This is a genomic window from Nocardia sp. NPDC056100 (genome assembly GCF_042266325.1).
Taxonomy (GTDB): Bacteria; Actinomycetota; Actinomycetes; order Mycobacteriales; family Mycobacteriaceae; genus Nocardia.
The window spans coordinates 186,809-204,648 of the sequence record NZ_JBHJVY010000005.1 but is presented as its reverse complement, the minus strand read 5'-3'; the positions used below and the strand labels follow the sequence as shown (position 1 = coordinate 204,648).

At 67.3% G+C, this 17,840-nt stretch carries 9 protein-coding genes; 3 read left to right on the top strand and 6 right to left on the bottom strand.

Annotation, left to right across the window (positions count from 1 at the left end):
* Nucleotides 1-2: 2 nt before the first annotated feature.
* From ACFC0O_RS37610 to ACFC0O_RS37590, 5 genes are read right to left on the bottom strand one after another with little or no spacing between them, the layout of a single operon-like run.
* Entirely contained in the window at nucleotides 3-3,518 is a 3,516-nt protein-coding gene (locus ACFC0O_RS37610) for an AMP-binding protein (RefSeq protein WP_375966760.1), read from the bottom strand.
* A gap of 21 nt (nucleotides 3,519-3,539) precedes the next feature.
* Complete coding sequence (locus ACFC0O_RS37605; RefSeq protein ID WP_375966758.1) at nucleotides 3,540-6,554, bottom strand: amino acid adenylation domain-containing protein; 3,015 nt, start codon at nucleotides 6,552-6,554, stop codon at nucleotides 3,540-3,542.
* Nucleotides 6,551-9,451, bottom strand: coding sequence for a beta-ketoacyl synthase N-terminal-like domain-containing protein (locus tag ACFC0O_RS37600; protein WP_375966757.1), 2,901 nt, complete (start codon nucleotides 9,449-9,451; stop codon nucleotides 6,551-6,553). Before ACFC0O_RS37600 ends, ACFC0O_RS37605 begins: the two co-directional genes overlap by 4 nt.
* Before the next feature lie 9 nt (nucleotides 9,452-9,460).
* Nucleotides 9,461-10,429: a hypothetical protein gene (locus tag ACFC0O_RS37595; RefSeq protein ID WP_375966755.1), complete on the bottom strand. Its 969-nt coding sequence runs from the start codon at nucleotides 10,427-10,429 to the stop codon at nucleotides 9,461-9,463.
* Nucleotides 10,426-12,825: a hypothetical protein gene (locus tag ACFC0O_RS37590; protein ID WP_375966753.1), complete on the bottom strand. Its 2,400-nt coding sequence runs from the start codon at nucleotides 12,823-12,825 to the stop codon at nucleotides 10,426-10,428. Before ACFC0O_RS37590 ends, ACFC0O_RS37595 begins: the two co-directional genes overlap by 4 nt.
* Before the next feature lie 424 nt (nucleotides 12,826-13,249).
* Between ACFC0O_RS37590 and ACFC0O_RS37585 the strand changes: the two genes are divergently transcribed.
* Entirely contained in the window at nucleotides 13,250-14,512 is a 1,263-nt protein-coding gene (locus ACFC0O_RS37585; RefSeq protein ID WP_375966752.1) for a PucR family transcriptional regulator, read from the top strand.
* Nucleotides 14,513-14,668: 156 nt separating this feature from the next.
* Nucleotides 14,669-15,205 carry an LLM class flavin-dependent oxidoreductase gene (locus tag ACFC0O_RS37580; protein WP_375966751.1) on the top strand — a complete coding sequence of 179 codons (537 nt, stop codon included), beginning with the start codon at nucleotides 14,669-14,671 and terminating at the stop codon, nucleotides 15,203-15,205.
* A 22-nt stretch (nucleotides 15,206-15,227) separates the two neighbouring features.
* On the opposite strand, the gene ACFC0O_RS37575 is transcribed toward ACFC0O_RS37580, so the two are convergent.
* On the bottom strand, nucleotides 15,228-16,511 hold the full coding sequence (locus tag ACFC0O_RS37575; protein WP_375967139.1) for a lipase family protein: 1,284 nt from the start codon (nucleotides 16,509-16,511) through the stop codon (nucleotides 15,228-15,230).
* A gap of 265 nt (nucleotides 16,512-16,776) precedes the next feature.
* Between ACFC0O_RS37575 and ACFC0O_RS37570 the strand changes: the two genes are divergently transcribed.
* Nucleotides 16,777-17,709 (top strand): TauD/TfdA dioxygenase family protein, encoded by a 933-nt coding sequence (locus ACFC0O_RS37570; protein WP_375966749.1) that lies wholly within the window; start codon nucleotides 16,777-16,779, stop codon nucleotides 17,707-17,709.
* Nucleotides 17,710-17,840: the final 131 nt, after the last annotated feature.

The window sequence follows — 17,840 nt, the reverse complement described above, 5'->3', positions numbered from 1 at the left end:
GGTCAACGGTTCACTTCTCCTTCACTGGCCCGATGACGCTGATGCGGCTGGGCGCCACCGGACGCCAGCAGGTCCTGCACCTCGTCGATCGGAAGTTCGGTGTTCAGATAGGCGGCCAGGCGCAGCCAGTCGTAGGTGATGGTCAGGGTGCGCCGCCATTGCTCATGCGAATCGAAGGCGGCCGGGAAGGTGAGATCTGCTACGCCCCTGGCGATATCGACCAGGGCGTCCACCGTCGCGAGTCCGGTGTATTCGGTGCCGGATTCGATCAGTTCGGTGAAGCGCACCGCCTGTGCCGCGCGCACCCGCGCGATCAATTCGGCCCGGTCCGCGCTCTGCGGGAGCAGTCGATCGAGCGTGGCGACCGCGGCGATATCGGGCGGTAGTGGCGCACATCCATTGGTGGACAGCAGCATTCGCACCACACCGCGCACCAGGCGCTCGGTCGCGGCCTCGGCGACCCGGCCCTGACGCTGTTCCAGCGCGCCCACCAGATCTTCGCGGGCGTTCTCGATGATCACGTTCGACCACACCAGCGCCGAGGCGCATTCGGTGAATCTGGCCGCGGGCAACGGGGACAGTGTGACGGACCGATCCGCGTCCCGTGCGCCGCCGCCCAGCCCGACCAGGACGGGCGCGGTGGTGGGCGGGGGCGTGTACGCGCCGATCACCTTGACCATGGCCACGGCGGGCCGCAGCGCACCCGCGTCCCGCCAGCTCAGGCCGACCAGGCCGAGCCGGGTGAACTCGGCGAGATCGGCGTGCGCGGACGCACGCGCACCGGCGGTCACATCGGCCAGCGAGCGGCCGAATACCACCGAGCGCCAGGCTTTCGCCGCGCCGTCCGACAGTACGAAGACCTCACGATCGGCGCGCAGTACATGAATGCGGCCGTCGATCGGCCACGAGGTAATGCCGCCGATCCGGCTCAGCCGCACCATCTTCGGATCGTTCGGGACGACCGGGTGACCCAGGGTCACCACGAATTCCAGGACCTCGTCCAGCATGCCCGGACCACTCACGTCGTCGGTAAGCCGGTGCAGCAGCGAGTAATACCGCTGCGCCACTTCGCCTTCGTCAATGCGATCGAGCTGCGGGCCGATCCACTTCGATTCGATATAGGTCTCGCCGCGATCGGCGGCCCAGCCCTTGATCGCGTCGAGCAGGCCATCGCGCGCCCAGCCGGTCGCCTCCGGCCACGCCTCGAGTGCCGCCATCGCCACGGCCTGGCGCAGCGATTGCTGTCCCCGGGCGAACCACCACGCGCTCATGAGCGCGGCGAACTCGGCGTAGGGGTACTGCTTCCGGATCTCCTCGACATCGACCGCACCGGACCGGACCACGGTGGCGCGCAGGAATCGCTGGCAGCGATTGAGCACGTCCTGGTTGAGTTCGATCAGGGCGGTCGAGTCGGAATCGTCTTGGGGCAGCGCGTTTCTCGCGTAGGCGAGCTGGCTTTCCAGCTGCGCCCGCGATCGGGTGCGGATCTCCACCCGGCGACCGCCGAGGAACAGCACGGTCGGCATCTCCGGCGCGGGATCCGCACCCGGTACGGCCACCAGGAAATCGATATCGGAGCCGGTATTACCGAAACCCTCCGCGATCGAACCCTCCAGCAGGACGGTCGAATCGGCGGGAATGTCCACCACCGCCAGGGCCGCAGTCAGCAGGTCCGCTATCTCACCGTCGGTCAGCAGCGCCTGCGCCGGGCGGCGCGGTCCGGCCGCGGTCACCTCGGAGCCGCGCAGCGCACCGTGCACGGTGACGTCGTCGCCGAGTTCGCCGCCGCGATACAGCTCCCACATGAGCCTGCGCCGGGGTTTACCGCTCGAGGTGCGGCGAATCAGACCGGCCCGGCCGGTCACGATGGTCAGCTGCTGTGCGGGGCCGAGATCACCGCGCAGTACCTTGCGCGCCACCTCGATCCAGTCGCCCGGCCGTGCCTCGGCGAACAGCACGATGCCCTGATCCGCGCCGGTGCCCTGCATGGCGACGGCCGCGAATCTGTGTTTGGCGAGGCCGGTTTCGTGTGCGACGCGATGGTCGACGTCCTCCATGAACACCGGTTTGCCGCGCACCTTGATGCTCGCGCCCATGCGGCCCAGCACGTAGAGCTGGCCGTCACGCAGGAATCCGGCATCGCCGGAATGGACCGCGCCGTCGATGAAACGCGTCGCGCCCTCACGATCGGGCTCACCCGGGATCGGCTGATAGCCCTGGGCCACCGACGGTCCCGCGATCACCACTTCGCCGAGTACGCCCTCCGGGAGCGGCGCACCCTCGGTATCGACGATCGTGATGGTGGATTCGGCTGTGGAGCAGCCCAATCCGACCACCCACCCGGCCTCGGGCAGTGCGCCGCCATCCACGACCGCGGTCGCCAGCACCCGCACGGCCGCACCGAAGCGCAGCGTCGAGCTGTCCACCCGGAGCGCGGTGGGCATTCGATCCGCCACGGAAATCGTTGCCATGAGCGTGGATTCGGCCAGACCGTAGGCCGGGCGCAGGCTCTCCGGGCGGTACCCGGTATCCGCGAGCAGCGTCGTGAAGGCGTGCACATCGGCGATATCGATCGGCTCCGCACCGGTGATGAGCGACCGGAGGCCGGACAGATCCAGACCCTCGAGCTCGGCGGGCTGCACCCGTTTGGCGGTGTAGCCCATGCCGAATGACGGCGATACCGAATGGTGCGCGCCCGCGAGAGCACGCAACCAGCGGCCCGGATCGCGGACGAACTGATCCGGACGCATCAACCGCAGCTCGCCCTGTTTCGCGACGCTGGCCAGCAGGCCGCCGATCAGACCCATATCGTGATAGAGCGGCAGCCAGGACACCGTGACGTCACCGGACCGCCAGTCCACGGCCGAGGTGATGAACGAGGTGTTCGCGCCCAGGTTCCGCCAGCTGATCCGCACCCCGCGCGGCGTGCCCAGTGAGCCCGAGGTGAACTGCACGAGTGCGAAATCATCAGCCGGTACGGGTGCTCGCTCGAAGGGTTCGCCGTCGGCGTCCGGAATGCCTTGCAGGACCAGCACTTCGGTCACACCGTCCAGCGCACCGGCCGCGCCGTCCAGCAGGTCGGCCGCGCCCGCCATCGCATCGGTCGCGCCCGTCAGAACTTCTGTGGCGCGCTTGATGGTTTCGGCGATATCGCCCGAGGTCAGCACGATGCGCGGTCGCGCCTGCGTGAGGATGCCGCGCAGGTGCGCCACGTACTCCTCGCCGCCGCCGAATACCGGCGGCGGCACCAGGCTCAGCGTCGCACCGCAGGCCCACACCGCGTACATCGAGGCTATGCAGTCGAAGCCGGTGGGCAGCACCACACACACACCGTCGCCGGGGCGCACCCCGCGTTCGCGCAGCAGCGCGGCGATACGCCATGCGGCCGTACGCAATTCGGGGTAGGTGCGGCGCTGCCAGCCGTCGGCCTCATCGGCGAGGTCGATTCCGGTGTCCGGGTTCGGGTCTAGCAGCCAGCCGCACATCAGCGTGAATTCGGCGCAGTCCGTCGCGCTCATCGAGTGTTCCGTCATTGCCGATCACACCTTCTCGACCAGGAAGCCGGTGAGCGACTCCGGCGTGCAGTATTCGAACAGGTCAACCACGTGGATATCGGTCACGCCCAGCCGGGCGCGCAGGCGTTCGCCGACCTGGATCACCATCGCCGAGGTGCCGCCCGCGTCGAAGAAGCGGGTGGAGCCGTCGAATTCGGCTCCGTCGAGCACATCGGCCCAGATGGCGTCGACCACCTCGCGGATATCGGCGCGCCCGGCCGTGCCGTCGAAGGTGATCTCCTGCGCGGCAGCTGTTTCCGCTTCGTACAGGCGGGTCAGCGCGGCCGCGTCCACCTTCGAATTCGCGGTCATGGGCATCGCGGTCCGCGTCAGATAGCGATCCGGTTCGAGATAGCGCGGGAGTGCGGCGCGCACATCGCGGCGCAGCTCGTCGATCGTTCCCGTGCCCGGCGCGAGCACGATGAAACAGACGAGTTCGGCGGTCAGGCCCGCGCCGAAGACCGTGGCGTACACCGCCTCCACCCGTCCCGTAGCGGCGACCGCGTGCTCGATCTCGCCGAGCTCACACCGATGCCCGCGAATCTTGACCTGCCGGTCGATGCGGCCGGTGATCACGAATTGCCCCGCGTCATCGAGATATCCGCGATCGCCGGACAGATAGGACGGCACACCGTCGACCTCCATGATGCGCGCGGCGGTCAGATCATCACGGCCCAGATAGCCCCGCATCAATCCCGGACCGTTCACCACCAGTTGGCCGGGGACGCCGCGTGGCACCACGCGCAGCAGATCGTCCACCACCGCCATGCCCACATCGGCGAACGGTCTGCCGATCACCGATTCGGCCGGGAAGTCCGCCGGATCGGCGGGCACCGCGAAAGCGGTGTGGTAGACGGTGGTTTCGGTGATGCCGTAGCTGTTCACGACCCGCACATCGGGGCGTGCGGCGACGAAGGCCGCCACCGAGGAGTATTCGAGGCGCTCCGCGCACAGGATCACGTATTCGAGCGCGCGGGCGGCGCTCAGGCGGCCGGACACCATGGTGAATGCCGAGGGAGTCTGGGAGAGCACCGCGATCTCATGGTCGGCGATGTACTCGGCCAGCCGGTGCGGATCGCGTCTCACGGCATCGGCCGGTACGCAGACGGTGCCGCCGCTCAGCAGTGCGCCGAAGGTCTCGGCGAAGGACACGTCGAAGGCCACCGAATGGAACAGCAGCCAGCGCCGGCCCGGGCCGGTCGGAATGGCACGGCGCAGGCCGTCGAAGAAACGCGTCAGCGAAGCATGTTCGACCTGAACGCCTTTCGGGGTTCCGGTGGTGCCCGAGGTGAACAGCAGGTAGGCGAGGTCGGTGGTTCCGACGGGATCGGGGAGCGGGGTCGCCGCGGTGAATTCCAGCGGCAGCCGCACCTCGCGTGCGCCCTCCACCGGGTCCGGGACGTCCACGAGTACGATCAGGCCGCCGCAGCCCGTGACGACCTGCGCGTAGCGTCCCGGACCCGAGGCCGGATCGATGGGTACATAGATCTTGTTCGCCTTGAAGACGCCGAGCAGGGTTGCGACCTGGCGCGCGGAGGCTCCCAGGCGGACGCCGATTCGATGCTCGGGCAGGGTGTTCACGATCCAGCTCGCGATATCGTCCGACAGGCGATCCAGCTCGCGGTAGGTGAGCCGGGTCGAATCATCGATCACGGCAACAGCATCGGGAGTGCTCGCGGCCGCGGCCCGGTACGCCTCGACCAGGGTCTGCTCGGGGAATCGGGTCTCCGGCAGCACCTCGGCGGCGGACTCCGCTGTCACCCAGCGCAATTCGGTCAATCGAACATCGGCCGCAGTCACGCCGTGCCGCAGCACCTGGGTGTACAACTCGCCGATATCGCAGTGCGGCAGATGATCGGCGCGTTCGATGATCAGGGTCGCCGAATCGGTGCCGACCTCGATATTCATCGACAGCGGGTACTGGATGAACCGCCGGTCGACATGCACAGGCACGCCGACCTCATCGTCGATCACCACCGCCAGCGGGCGCGGATAGACGGTGAAGCTGACCGAAGGCTGCACGGCGTCAACGGAATCCGAGGCGATCAGCCGGCGGGAGAAGTCCGCGAAGGCGAACTGTTCGAACTCGATGAGGTGCGCGAGCTGCCGGTCCGCGGCGCGGCACAGGTCCGCGAAGGTCGCCTCGCCGCTCAGGTCGAACCGGACGGGCAACGCGTGGACCCGCACACCGCGTGTGGCCTGCGCGGCCGCACTCGCACGGCGATTGGACATCGGTACCGACACCACAACCGAGTCCAGCCCGGACAGGCATCCGACGGTCAGCGCGTAGGTGCTCAACAGAACCGAATACCGGCGCACACCAAGCTTTTTCGCGAGCGTTCCGGCGGCGCGATAGTCCGCGCCCGGAAGGGTATGGCGCAGGATCTCCCCCGCGACCCGCCCCCGGGCGTCCCGGCGATCCCAGCCGTCGATGCCGAGGTTGTCGATACCGGCGAATTCACCGGCGTAATAGCGCTGCGCGGCAGCGGGATCGGCTCCATACGGTTCCACGGTGTCCACCGGGGAACTGGTACTCGGGCTGATATAGCCGGGGTCCGCGTACCGGGCCGCGAAATCGCCGATCAGATTGTAGAAACCGAATCCGTCGCAGAGCACGTGCGCACCGGCGAACAGGAAATAGGATTCCTCGCCGACCACCGCCACCTCGGCGTGGTACAGCGGGGCATCCGACAGCTCGAATGCCGAGTCCGCGAGCGCCTGTACGCGATCGCGCACCGCCTCGATATCGGAATACGCACGCACCGAACAGGATTGCCGAATGCTCGTCGCCGTCACGATGATCTCGCCGCTCGCGTCGAGTTCGAAGATCTCGTTGAAACTGTCATTGCCGTGCAGCACCGCCTCGACCGCGGCGGCGAAGCGCACCGGATCGGCTCCGGCGGGCAGTCTGGACAGCAGGGACCAATTCGATGCCGGATCACCGGGACGCACCTTGGCCGCCAGCACGAAACGGCGCTGACTGGGGGTCGCATATCTCACGAAGCTGTCGCCTCCTCGCGGTCGACGGAATGCACCGAACGCAGGGTTTGCGCGAAAACCTTTGCGGCGACCGCCACATGGGCCGGATCGGTGAACAGGGTGTAGTGATCGCCCGGCACGTCGATGATTCGGACCGCGCCGCGCGTATGCCGCTGCCAGGACATGGTCGCGCCGAGGTCGATGCCCAGCGCTCGCGCGCGCGGCGCGCTCAGCGGCTGGCGCGCCCGCAAGACGGTGATCGGGGAGGCGATCCGGCCCGCGGGCCGATACCGGTCCAGCGCACGGGTATTGGCCAGCCAGATCTCCCGGAAGGAATCGAGCACGACCGCCCCACTGCGATCGGTGTCAGCCGCCGAGCGGTACCCGGGCAGCGCCGCGGTAGCCGTCCGCAACCGCCCCTCGACCTCCGTCGCGAGCTGATCGGAATCCACCCGCAGCCCACCGAACGCATCGGGCGCGAACGAATCGAACATGATCACGTGCCGAGCGCTGACCCCCGCGCCCTCCTGTAGCTGCCGCGCGATCTCGAACGCGACATTCCCCCCGAACGAATATCCGCCCAGTACCAGCCGATCATCGATCGCCCCGGCTCGGCGCAGATCGTCCACGCAGGCCGCCGCGATCTCCTCGATGGATCCCCCGGCCGGATGCGGCGCGCGGAACGCCGCCAGCCCGATCTCCGGAACCACCCGGGACAGCGCCGCATAACAGTAGTTGGTGCCCCCGGCGGGCGGGAAGAGATGAATCATCGGTTCCCCGGACCCGAAGGCCAGCAACCCATCCCGGGTCCCGGCGGCGGTGGCCTGCCCGGCCAGCGCCCGCCCAAGCTCACCTACCGTGGTGATACCGTCCAGCGCCCCGAAATCCACCGCGAACGGAATCCGATCGGTCACCTTGCCGACAATCGCCACCAGCGCGATCGACTCCCCGCCCGCGGCGAAGAAATCGGTCCGCTCATCGATTCCAGCGCCGAGCTCCTCCGCCGCGAGCCGCAAGAACAACTCCCGCACATCGGCTTCCACCCCGCCGGACACGGCAACGCTCGCCGCCCGGCCGGATACGGTCACGACCCGTTCCGATTCGGGCGCGGCATCAGCGCGGCTCGATGTGGTGGTGTCGGCTAATCCGCCAGGCACGCCAGCGGCAGCCGCCCCAGCCGACGCTTCCGCGTCGTTCTTCGAATTTGACGACACTCGTGCCGGGTCATCGAGCCGAAGCGGCAGCCCATGGAAGGTCTCCGCCAAAGGCGCGGGCGGCAACCAGATTCGGTGCGCCTGGCTGTGTGCACCTGGCTCTCCGGCGACCACCCGTGTCTGTCGCGTCGCCGGGGCGCTGCCGCTGTTCGAGATCCCGTAGGGGTCACGGTCGGCCGGACCACTCGGCTCCCGGGTGGCCGCGTCCTCGTGGAGCCGATCGACGAGTTCGGTGACCGAGTCGATGTGTGCTGTCCAGGTGGCCTCCGGGTGGCGGCTACGCGCGTCGAGGGTCGCGGCGATATCTGCCAGGTCCAGGTCGGCGTGATCGCGCAAGTACGCGGCCAGGCGCGTGCGGTAGCCGCGAAGGGCCGCTTCCGAGCGCGCGTGCAGCGTGATTCGGACTCCACGATCGCCGCCCGCACGCGATACGCCGGGGTGGGGTGCGCGTTCCAGGATGACGTGGGCGTTGGTGCCACCCATGCCGAAGGAGCTGACCGCCGCGTAACGCAGATCCGGGCTCGGCACCGGTTCGGTGGCGATCGTGAAAATCGAATCGTCCAGCGGGATGGCCGGATTGGGCGCGCGGTAGCCGGGTTGCGGGAAGATGCGACCCGAGTCCAGCGTCAGGATGGTTTTGAGCAGGCCGATCATGCCCGCTGCCGCATCGAGGTGACCCAGGTTGGCCTTGGCGGACCCGAGGTGGCAGGGCGCGGTGCGGCCGCCGGTATCGGCGTATGCCCTGCTGAGGGCACGGAATTCGATGGGGTCGCCGAGTTGGGTGCCGGTGCCGTGCGCTTCGAGGTAGCCGATGTCGTCGGGTGAGACGGCGGCGCGGCGCAGGGCGGCGGTCAGCACGTCCACCTGTCCGGAGACCGCGGGTGCGCTGAAGGCCATGCGCTGTGCGCCGTCATTGTTGATCGCGCTGCCCGCGACCACCGCGAGGATCGGATCACCCTGTGCCAGCGCGTCTTCCAGGCGGCGCAGCACGACCACTCCCCCGCCGCTGCCGCGGACGGTGCCGTCGGACTCGGCGTCGAAGGGCCGGGACGATCCCGTCGGCGACATGATGCCGCCGGTTTCGTAGATATAGCCGTGCGGCTGCGGGAAACTCAGCGATGCCGCGCCCACCACCGCGATGTCCGCATCACCGAAAGCCAGTCCCGCACAAGCCTGATGGAGTGCGACCAATGAGCTCGAACAGGCGCTCTGAATGGTGAGCGCGGGACCGGTGAAACCGAACCGGTACGCCAGTCGCGCGGCCGCGAAATCGCGATCATTGCCGATCAGCGATTGGTAGTCCACGCGTGCGGTACTGACCCGATCCACCCGGCCCCGGAGGTAGGAGGATTCGGAAACCGTTACGTACGAGCCGATTCGGGCGTCACCGGTGGCAATGCCACCGGACTCCAGCGCCTGATGCGTCAGCGTGAGCAGTAGCCGCTGCTGCGGATCGGTCCAGCGCGCCTCGGCGGCGCTCATGCGGAAGAATTCGCGATCGAAGTCCTCGGCCCCGGGCAGCGGTGATGCCACCCCGACATAGTTGGCGTGCCCGATGTCCTCGGCATTCAGCCCGGACGCCAGGGCCCGCTCCCGTGACACCGACTCGAAATGGGTTGCCCCCCGGTCGAGTTCGGCGCGGAACAGATCGATATCGGTCGCCCCCGGAACCTTGATCGCCGCCCCGATGATGGCGAACTTCATTTACGCCTCCTATCCGGTGGTGAGAATCGCGACGGCGAAGACGATCTGCCCGATCAGCCACACACTGGCCGACGCCTCGGACACGTTCTTGGCTCCGACCCGAGTCGGCTTGCGCCAGAACAGCAGTGCGGCGGCCACCGGCAGCAGCGCGGTCGCACCCAGGGCGGCGTACGCCCAGCCTGCGCCCCGGTCGATCGCGGCCAAGGTGGCGAATTCCAATGCCGTCACACCCAGCGCCAGGCCCGCCAGTACCACCACGGTCCCGGTCAGCCCGAGCGAACGCGTCCAGGACGACGCCGATTTGGTGTAGTCGACCACCGTCTCGCGGGTGTCCTCCGGGGTGCGCGATTTGCGCGCGATCTCGAGCAGCAGCGCCGCCACCGACCACAGCGCCACCAGCCACCACACCTTCGCGGGCACCCATTCCGCGCCCGCGCCCATCTGCGCGGCCCAGACCGCGCCCACACCCCAGAACGGGATGACCGACAGCGCGAGCAGCACCCGCCGCGCCTCCAGCCACTCCCCGATCCACGCCCACTTCACCTGGACGAACTGCACCAGGTTGTTGGAGACGAAAATGCCGAGCAGCCAGACCGATACCGGCCCGAAGCCGCGGTCGACGTAGAACGTGCCGCCCAGCACCACCAGCAGACTGATGACGCCGATGATCTTGAGATGTGTGAAGGTCACCAGCCCGCGCTGCAATACCCGCTCGGGATAGTGGGCGTTGTCATGCGCCGCGTCCTTGTGATCGTCGATGGTCCGCACCATCAGTGTGTAGGCCACGAACGCCGCGAAACCCACGAACAGGTCCACCGTGAACCCGGCGGTCTTACCGGTGATGACCTGGCCGAACAGGAAGGCCACCAGGAACATCGGGAACTGCCCGAGCACCTGCCAGGCCGGGAATCGTTCATTGGAGTACGCCAGCAGCCGCAGGGCGAACGGGGACTGCCTGGTCGCGGTCAGAGTGCTCACGCGTGGAATTCCTGTCCGGTCGATCGAGAGGCCATCTCCGCTTCGATGTCGTCCAGCCGCCGCACCGTCGCGGTCACCCGCTCGATATAGCGCAGTCCGTGCACCGTGTGCACCAGCAGATACAGCGAGAGACGGCGAATGGTGAAGTCCGCCAAGGCGAGTCGGTAGCCGTGCCGCCACACCACCGGATCGATGTCCACGCCCGCCGCCTCCGCCACGGCGCGGCGATGGAATTCGAGGTGGGCGTCGACTGTCTCGACGTCCACGTCCGGGGTGAGCACATAAGCGAGCAGTTCGACCAGATCACGCTGTGGCAGATGGATACTCGCCAATTCCCAGTCGTAGGCGACCAGTGCGTCCGCGCCGCCGCTGGGCGAGCGCCGCAGCGCGATATTGCGGGAGTTGAAGTCGTTGTGCACCAACGTGCGCGGCATCGCCTCGAGCTGCTGCCACCAGTCCCCGATGGTGTCGATGCGCTCCAGCGTCCGATCCAGCCACGGCCCCCGCATGAGCTCCGGATATTCCGCGCGGTGATGGCTGAACAGTCCCCGCCACAGTTCGGCCATGCCCGCGAGCCGGGGTGCGTCGGTGGGCGGGCCGAGCCAGGGCAGCTCCAGCAGTTCGTCGACGCGGCCGTACCAGTGGCCGTGGATATCGGCGATACCGCGCAGCGCGGTGTGGATGTGCGCCTCGGTCCACCGTTCGGGGGTGTCCGCGGAATCCTTCAGAATCACGTTGTCGCCCAGGCGTTCCAGGATGAGCAGGAAAGCTTCGCGTTCTGGGGCTTCGTAGATGCCGTAGCAGTGCGGCATGATGCGCGCCAGCGGTCCCGGATTCCGGTACAGCTCCAGCTCGCGCATATGGGTGCCGAGGAATCCGCCCGCGTCACCGGCCCGTGCCCAGGCTTCCGAGAGCGGCCCGCCCGCCAGCGAGACCAGTCGATGCGCGGCCAGCACCACTTCACCGTCGAGGGGTTTGGCCTTGACCATCACCTCGAGCGGATCCGGATCATCGAGGAAGTGCACGTCCACCGGCAGTACGCCGACCAGCTTCTGCATGCTCACCCGCTGGGTGAGCTCACTGATAACGCTTGCGGCGGTTGAGTTTCCGATGACCTTCACGGTTTCCACCGGGCGTTCCCGGGTGGTCAGCACCGTATCGAAGAATTCGGGGGTCAGATCGGGTTCGGTGAACCAGTTGACCGGCCGATTGCGGCCGAGCCGCTCGTGCGCGGTCGCGAACTGCCCGCCGATGACCGCCGAGAGCGTCGAAAGATCCAGTGCCAGTGCGTATCCGGCAATGACCTCGGCGAGTCTGCGGGCCGTGCCGGTGCCGCCGCAGCCCATCATCTCGAGATAATCGGACTGCTGCGGCAGCTGGGTGCCGCCGCCCACGGTGCCGATGGCGAGCGCGGGCAGCAGCAGCGACGCGTAGATGCCATCCCCGTCCGCCTCGATGCCGAGCAGACCGGAACCGGATTCGTGGACACAGGCGATGTCCTGTCCGGTGGCAGCGAAGATCGCCGCGATCGCGTTGGCCACGTTGATATTCGGCGATAACGCACCGCTCAGGGCCGAACCCTGGACGCCGATATTGAAGGCGCGGACCATATCGGCCTGATCGACCTTGAACACGCGCCGCAGGACATCGCCGCTCACCCGGCATTCCGCGGTGACGCGCATACCGCGGCCATTGGCCAGCGAGCGCTGGGCGATCTTCTTATCGCCCCCGGCATTGCCCTCGATGCAGTAGGACCGGATGGTGATCTCGGGATCGTCGCGCAGTTGCGCGTCGATCCACTGGCAGGCGTGCCAGGTGCACGCGGTGGTCATATTCTGGCCCGAGGCGTCCCCGGTCTCGTATTCGAAGAGCATGTCGACGCTGCGCCCGACCTGCAACGGCCGCAGGCCGACCAGTCGCGCGTGCTGGGACACCGTGGCGATCTGCTCCGCCAATTCCGCGTGATGCTCCTGCACCCAGCGGCCGAAGCGTTGTGCGGCAACGACATCGTCCAGGTCGAAGCGCGGTGAGCGCACCATGCGCTGGCCGAGCACCCGGGTGTGCACACCACCCGATTCCGATACCGCGCGAGCGCCACGCGTGGCCGAGGCCACCAGCGCGCCCTCGGTGGTGGCGAACGGCGCGGCGATCCAGCCGTGCGCGTATTCGCCCTCGAACAGCAGCGGACCCGCCAACCCGACCGGGATCTCGACGCTGCCGATCAGGTTCTCCACATTCCCGACCAGCCGAGTCGGGTTGAGCTGGAAGCGATCCAGCGAAGACAGTTCGCTGCCGGTCAGCTCCCGAATCCAGGAGAGCCGGTGCCGGCGCGCGATCTCACTCTCATGCCCGCGGTCCGGTATACGGGGAATTCCGATCGCAGATTCACTGATCAACACACGTCCTCACTCTGTTTCGCCGCAGCGGAAAATTCCCATCGCCCGGCGGCGCACAAATCCCAACGGTCCGTTCCACGACAATGTGATGTCCCGCGACGCTCGAATCGTTCGAGTCGTCCGCCCCGCCCCTGCTCGATTACGGAATACTCACCACGCTGCGAGCCGGCGGCCATCTGGACCGAACACCAACTCTGCCAGAGGGCTACCTGCGAGTCATTGCATGAATCGACGAAATTGCGCGGCGCGCGTTCGTCTCTCGTGACAAAGCACCGTCGTGACCCCGATTCGGCTGTGACGCAACATCACTGAGACTGGACTAGGCTCCCCCTAACAGCCCCCAGTTTTGTTGGACGCACGCGTCCAAGTTTCATAGTAGGCTGGAATCTCAGCAAACCGAAGCCGATGAAGCCTTCAGGGTGCGGTGCGCGGCGAACGCACGGAACATACGGATTCGGAATACGGGGAGATCAGCGAATTGGCACACAACTCACCGCTCGCGGACGACTTCGCGCGATCGGACATCGACCATCGAATAGCACCGGACGCACCGATTCTGGCCCGCCTCGCGCGAATATCGCACACCGCCCACGGTGTCGACGCACACACCCGGGAATCCATTCGGCTGCTGACCGCGGCGATACTCGAATACATAGATCGAATCCCGGACTACGGCACCGCGGATCCGGCCGAACTGCTGACACCGCTGGTCGAGCACCATCTCGACGAGCGGTCCGCCGGACGGCCGCTGCTGGCGGGTTTCCTGCGCGCCACCGACCACCTCTGGCGGCACGCGAGCGCGGCCGCACGACCGGAGGATCACGCCGATGTGATCGCCTTCTCGCATCTGCTGCTGCGACTTTCGGGCCAGGTCATGTCCGCGATCACCGAGAAGCACGTGCACCTGGAACAGGCCGGGCACGATCGGGAACGGGAACTGCGCAGAGCCCTGTGCTCGGCCCTGGTACAGGGCGCACCGTCCGAGGACCTGGCAGCCCGGGCCGGTATCACCGCCGATCACTACGACCTGCTGGCCCTGCACCTCGCCACTCCCGAGGGTGCGATTCCGGCCACCGATATGCTGACCACCCGTCGGCGCATACGCATCGTCCGGCGCGCGCTGGACGAACTGACCGGCGGCCCGGCCCTCGAAACCTTCGACGGCCAGAGCGGTTTCGCGCTGCTGCCCGGTGACACCGTCACACCCGAACAGCGTCGCCTGCTCGCGCGCACCCTGACCGAACAGCTCGGCGTCAGCGCGATTGTCGCCGAATGTACCGGGGTGCAACGTGATTCGATGCCCCGCAAGGCCCGGCAGACCGCCGAGGTCGCCGAACTCGCCCGGCATCTGCACCGCCCGGCGGGTAGCTACCGGCTCGAGGATCTACTGCTCGAATATCAGCTGACCCGGCCCGGAGACGCCCGCGATCAACTGGCCGAACGCATTCTGCCGCTGCTGGATCAACCGCATCTGGTCGAGGCGATGGAGGCACATGTCAGATTCGGCGCGGATCGGCAGAAGGCGGCCGCGTCCGTGCACATCCACCCGAACACCTACAGCTATCGGCTGCGCCGCATCGCCGAGGTCACCGGTATCGATCCGGCCGATCCGCACGGATCACGCCTCATCGCGGCGGCACTGACGGTGCACCGCATCCAATCCTCGCGACAGACCGACCCGCAGTGACCGCCCCCGCGAGCCATACGGCTCGCGGGACCGAACCCCGTGTGGGGCAACGCACGACCCCCTCGCCAATATGTGACACTGATTGGTGTCACAATGGTGCAGCGGGACCGCCGGATGCGGAGGCGGACCGCGAAGCCCCGGAATGGAGGTGGGCAGGTGAAGCTGGGCATCGCGCTGTCGATGACGGCACACGCGGCGACCCCGGTCGAAGCCGCGCGCATATTGGAACAGCGCGGCTTCGAATCCTTGTTCGTGCCCGATGATTTGGATTCCCATACCCCGGATGAGCCGTTCGCGGCGCTGGCCAGGGCCGCCGCGGCAACCGAGCGATTGATCGTCGGGACGGTCATGACCCGGCGGGTGCGGCGCGATCCCGTTCAGCTCGCCGAACAGATCGACACCCTGGACCGGGTATGCGGTGGCCGCATGGCGCTCGGGCGCGGACCCGGCTGGATGCGCATCGGCGACGGCCTGCGACCCCGGGACCATGCCGACCACATTGCCCGATTGCGTTATCGGGCAGCCGAACTCGGCCGGGACCGGGTCCACATCACCTTCTATCAATTCGGCCTGCCCACCCCCGAGATCCTCGATCAATGCGATGATTTCGGCATCGACCGGCACGTCTCGAATCTCGGGGCGCTCCCGCTCGGACTACTGGAGCGGACACTGGACGAACTGGCTCGAATCTGAACCCCGGCAACCGAATCCGGGATCAGCTACCCGGAAAACCCTGCGGCAGCGGCTGGAAGTCCGCCTTGAACTTGGGCCCCGGCGGCAGGCCACGCAGTACGGCGGTGATCCACGCGACGGCGGGGGCCCAGCCGGTGACGGCGTTCGCGCCGTGCTCGGGAATCGGGACGGTGTAGAAGCGCAGATCCGCGCCGCGCTCCCAATAGGAGTTCACGGTCGGGATGACGGTCGAGGGCGGAATGACCTCGTCCCACATACCGTGCCACCACAGGATCGGGGTATCGGGGATGTGCTTGCCGAGACTGTTGTCCTGCAGGATCTGCACGATCTCCGGTGAGTTCTCCAGCGACTTGCCCGGCTGGTAGTAGGCGCTGATCGGCCGGTACATGCCTTCCAGCAGAATGGTTGGCAGACAACGACTCTGGAAGTCCGCGGCCAGTTGCTGACCCTCCGGGGTGAGCAGTTCCTCAGGGCGGAACGCATCGGGGTACTCGCGCGCGAAGCTGGTCAGGCCGAGCCACATGGTGAAATTGCCGATGCCCGCGATACCGGTCTGCTGCTTGGTGGCGTACCTCGCGACATCGACCAGGTTGCCGGGCGTACCGCCGATCGCGGTGCCGAGCAGTCGCACATCCGGGGCATAGCTTGCCCGAAGTTCCGCCGCGCGAATGGAACCCGAGCCGCCGCCGGAGTAGCCGTACAGCGCGATATCGGAGTCCGCGAGCCCGAGTGCGTCGTCATTCTTCATGGCGCGCAGGCTGTCCAGCACCATCTTGCCCTCGGCGTAGGTGTTGAACGTGCTGAACTTGCCGTCGAAGTCCGGCACATTGATCGCGAAACCCTGTGCCAGCCAGCCGATCGCGAGCGCGGACTCCTTCATGGTGCCGACCTGCAGGGTGTACGAGGGATTGCAGGAGGAGTTGGTCGAGTCGATGGCCTCCTGGAACGAGACCACCGGCCGCGCACTCCCCTGCCACGGCACCCCGGGCACGATGACGGTCGTCGCGGTCACGATCGGATTGTCGTGAACATCGTTGGAGCGGAACAACAATTGCCTGGTGTAGACCGGGAACGGTATGCCCAGGAAGCGGGTCTGCACCTCCCGCGAGCGCACGATCTGCCCGGGTGCGTACGAGGCGATATCGGCCGGATCGTCGTACCAGGGATCCTCGGACGGGACCGGTACCGGCAGCATGTCGTAGAACTGCGGTTCGGTGGGCAATTGCGGTAGCTGATTCTGATCCAGCGGCATCGGCGGATATCCGGGATCGGCCGTCGCGGCCTGCGCCCCACTCGCCACCACCATCGTCGACATCGCCGCCACGGCCAGCCGTCTCAACCCGGGCTTACCCACTCGATCCTCCAAGCATCATCGCTTCTATAACGCAGGTCACACCGCACCGCCGGAGTGACCCAGACGATAGTCGGCAGCGCCAGTGTTGCACACCCGTGTCCAACTTTGAAGAGCCAGCCCGCGTGCGAGATTCGATCTGGCTGACCCAAAGGGTGTTCGCGGTGGTCACGACGTGGTTTCCTGCGCTGATCGATCGGTTCGAGCGAAAGGCCCCGCCATGTCCGTGCACAACTCAGTCGAGCCCGGATCCGCGCCGCGGGTGGTCAAGCTCGGCACGAATATCGGCGCGCGCATCGAGGGGGTGCGGCTCGGCGGGGACCTGGACGCGCGGACCGTCGCGGCGATTCGGGCCGCGCTGCACGAGCACAAGGTGATCTTCTTCCAGGGTCAGGATCAGCTCACCGAGGACGGGCAGTACGAATTCGCGGAATTGCTCGGCAGCCCGACCACCCCGCATCCGACGCTGACCTCGGCGGGAGCCAAGAGTCTGGCCATCGATTCGCGGCACGGCCGCTCGAATGTCTGGCACACCGATGTCACCTTCGTCGATCGGGTGCCGCAGGCCTCGATTCTGCGGGCGGTCACCCTGCCCAGCTACGGCGGTTCGACCACCTGGGCCTCCACCGTCGCCGCGTACGAGGCGCTGCCGCAACCGCTCAAAGTGCTGGCCGAAAGCCTGCGCGCCCGGCACACCAATCTGTACGACTACGCCGGTGAGGGTCGTTCGACCGAGGAGAACTCCGCGGCCTATCGACGGGAATTCGAGTCCGAGTACTTCGAGACCGAACACCCCGTGGTCGAGGTGCATCCCGAGACCGGTGAGCGCGCGCTACTGCTCGGCTGCTTCGTGAAGGAACTCGTCGGGCTGACCGGAAATGAGTCGAAGGCCCTGTTTCAACTCTTCCAGAACCGGATAACCCGGCTGGAGAACACGACCCGTTGGAACTGGTCGCTGGGTGATGTGGCCATCTGGGACAACCGCGCCACCCAGCACTACGCGATCGACGACTACGACGGCAGCGAGCACCGCAAGCTGACCCGCATCACCCTCGCGGGTGCGGTCCCGGTCGGCGTGGACGGCCGGTCCAGCACCGTGATCTCCGGTGACGCCGGGTACTACTCGACGGCCGCGACACCGCGCGCGGCCTGAAAGGCACAACGACATAACGGCGATTCGCCTACCGCGCGCCGCCCGCAGCCGGTGGGCACGATCGACTACCGTCTAACGGCTCACGCGTCCGGTGAATACGCAGACAGGTAACCGACCCGGCCCCCGGCCGA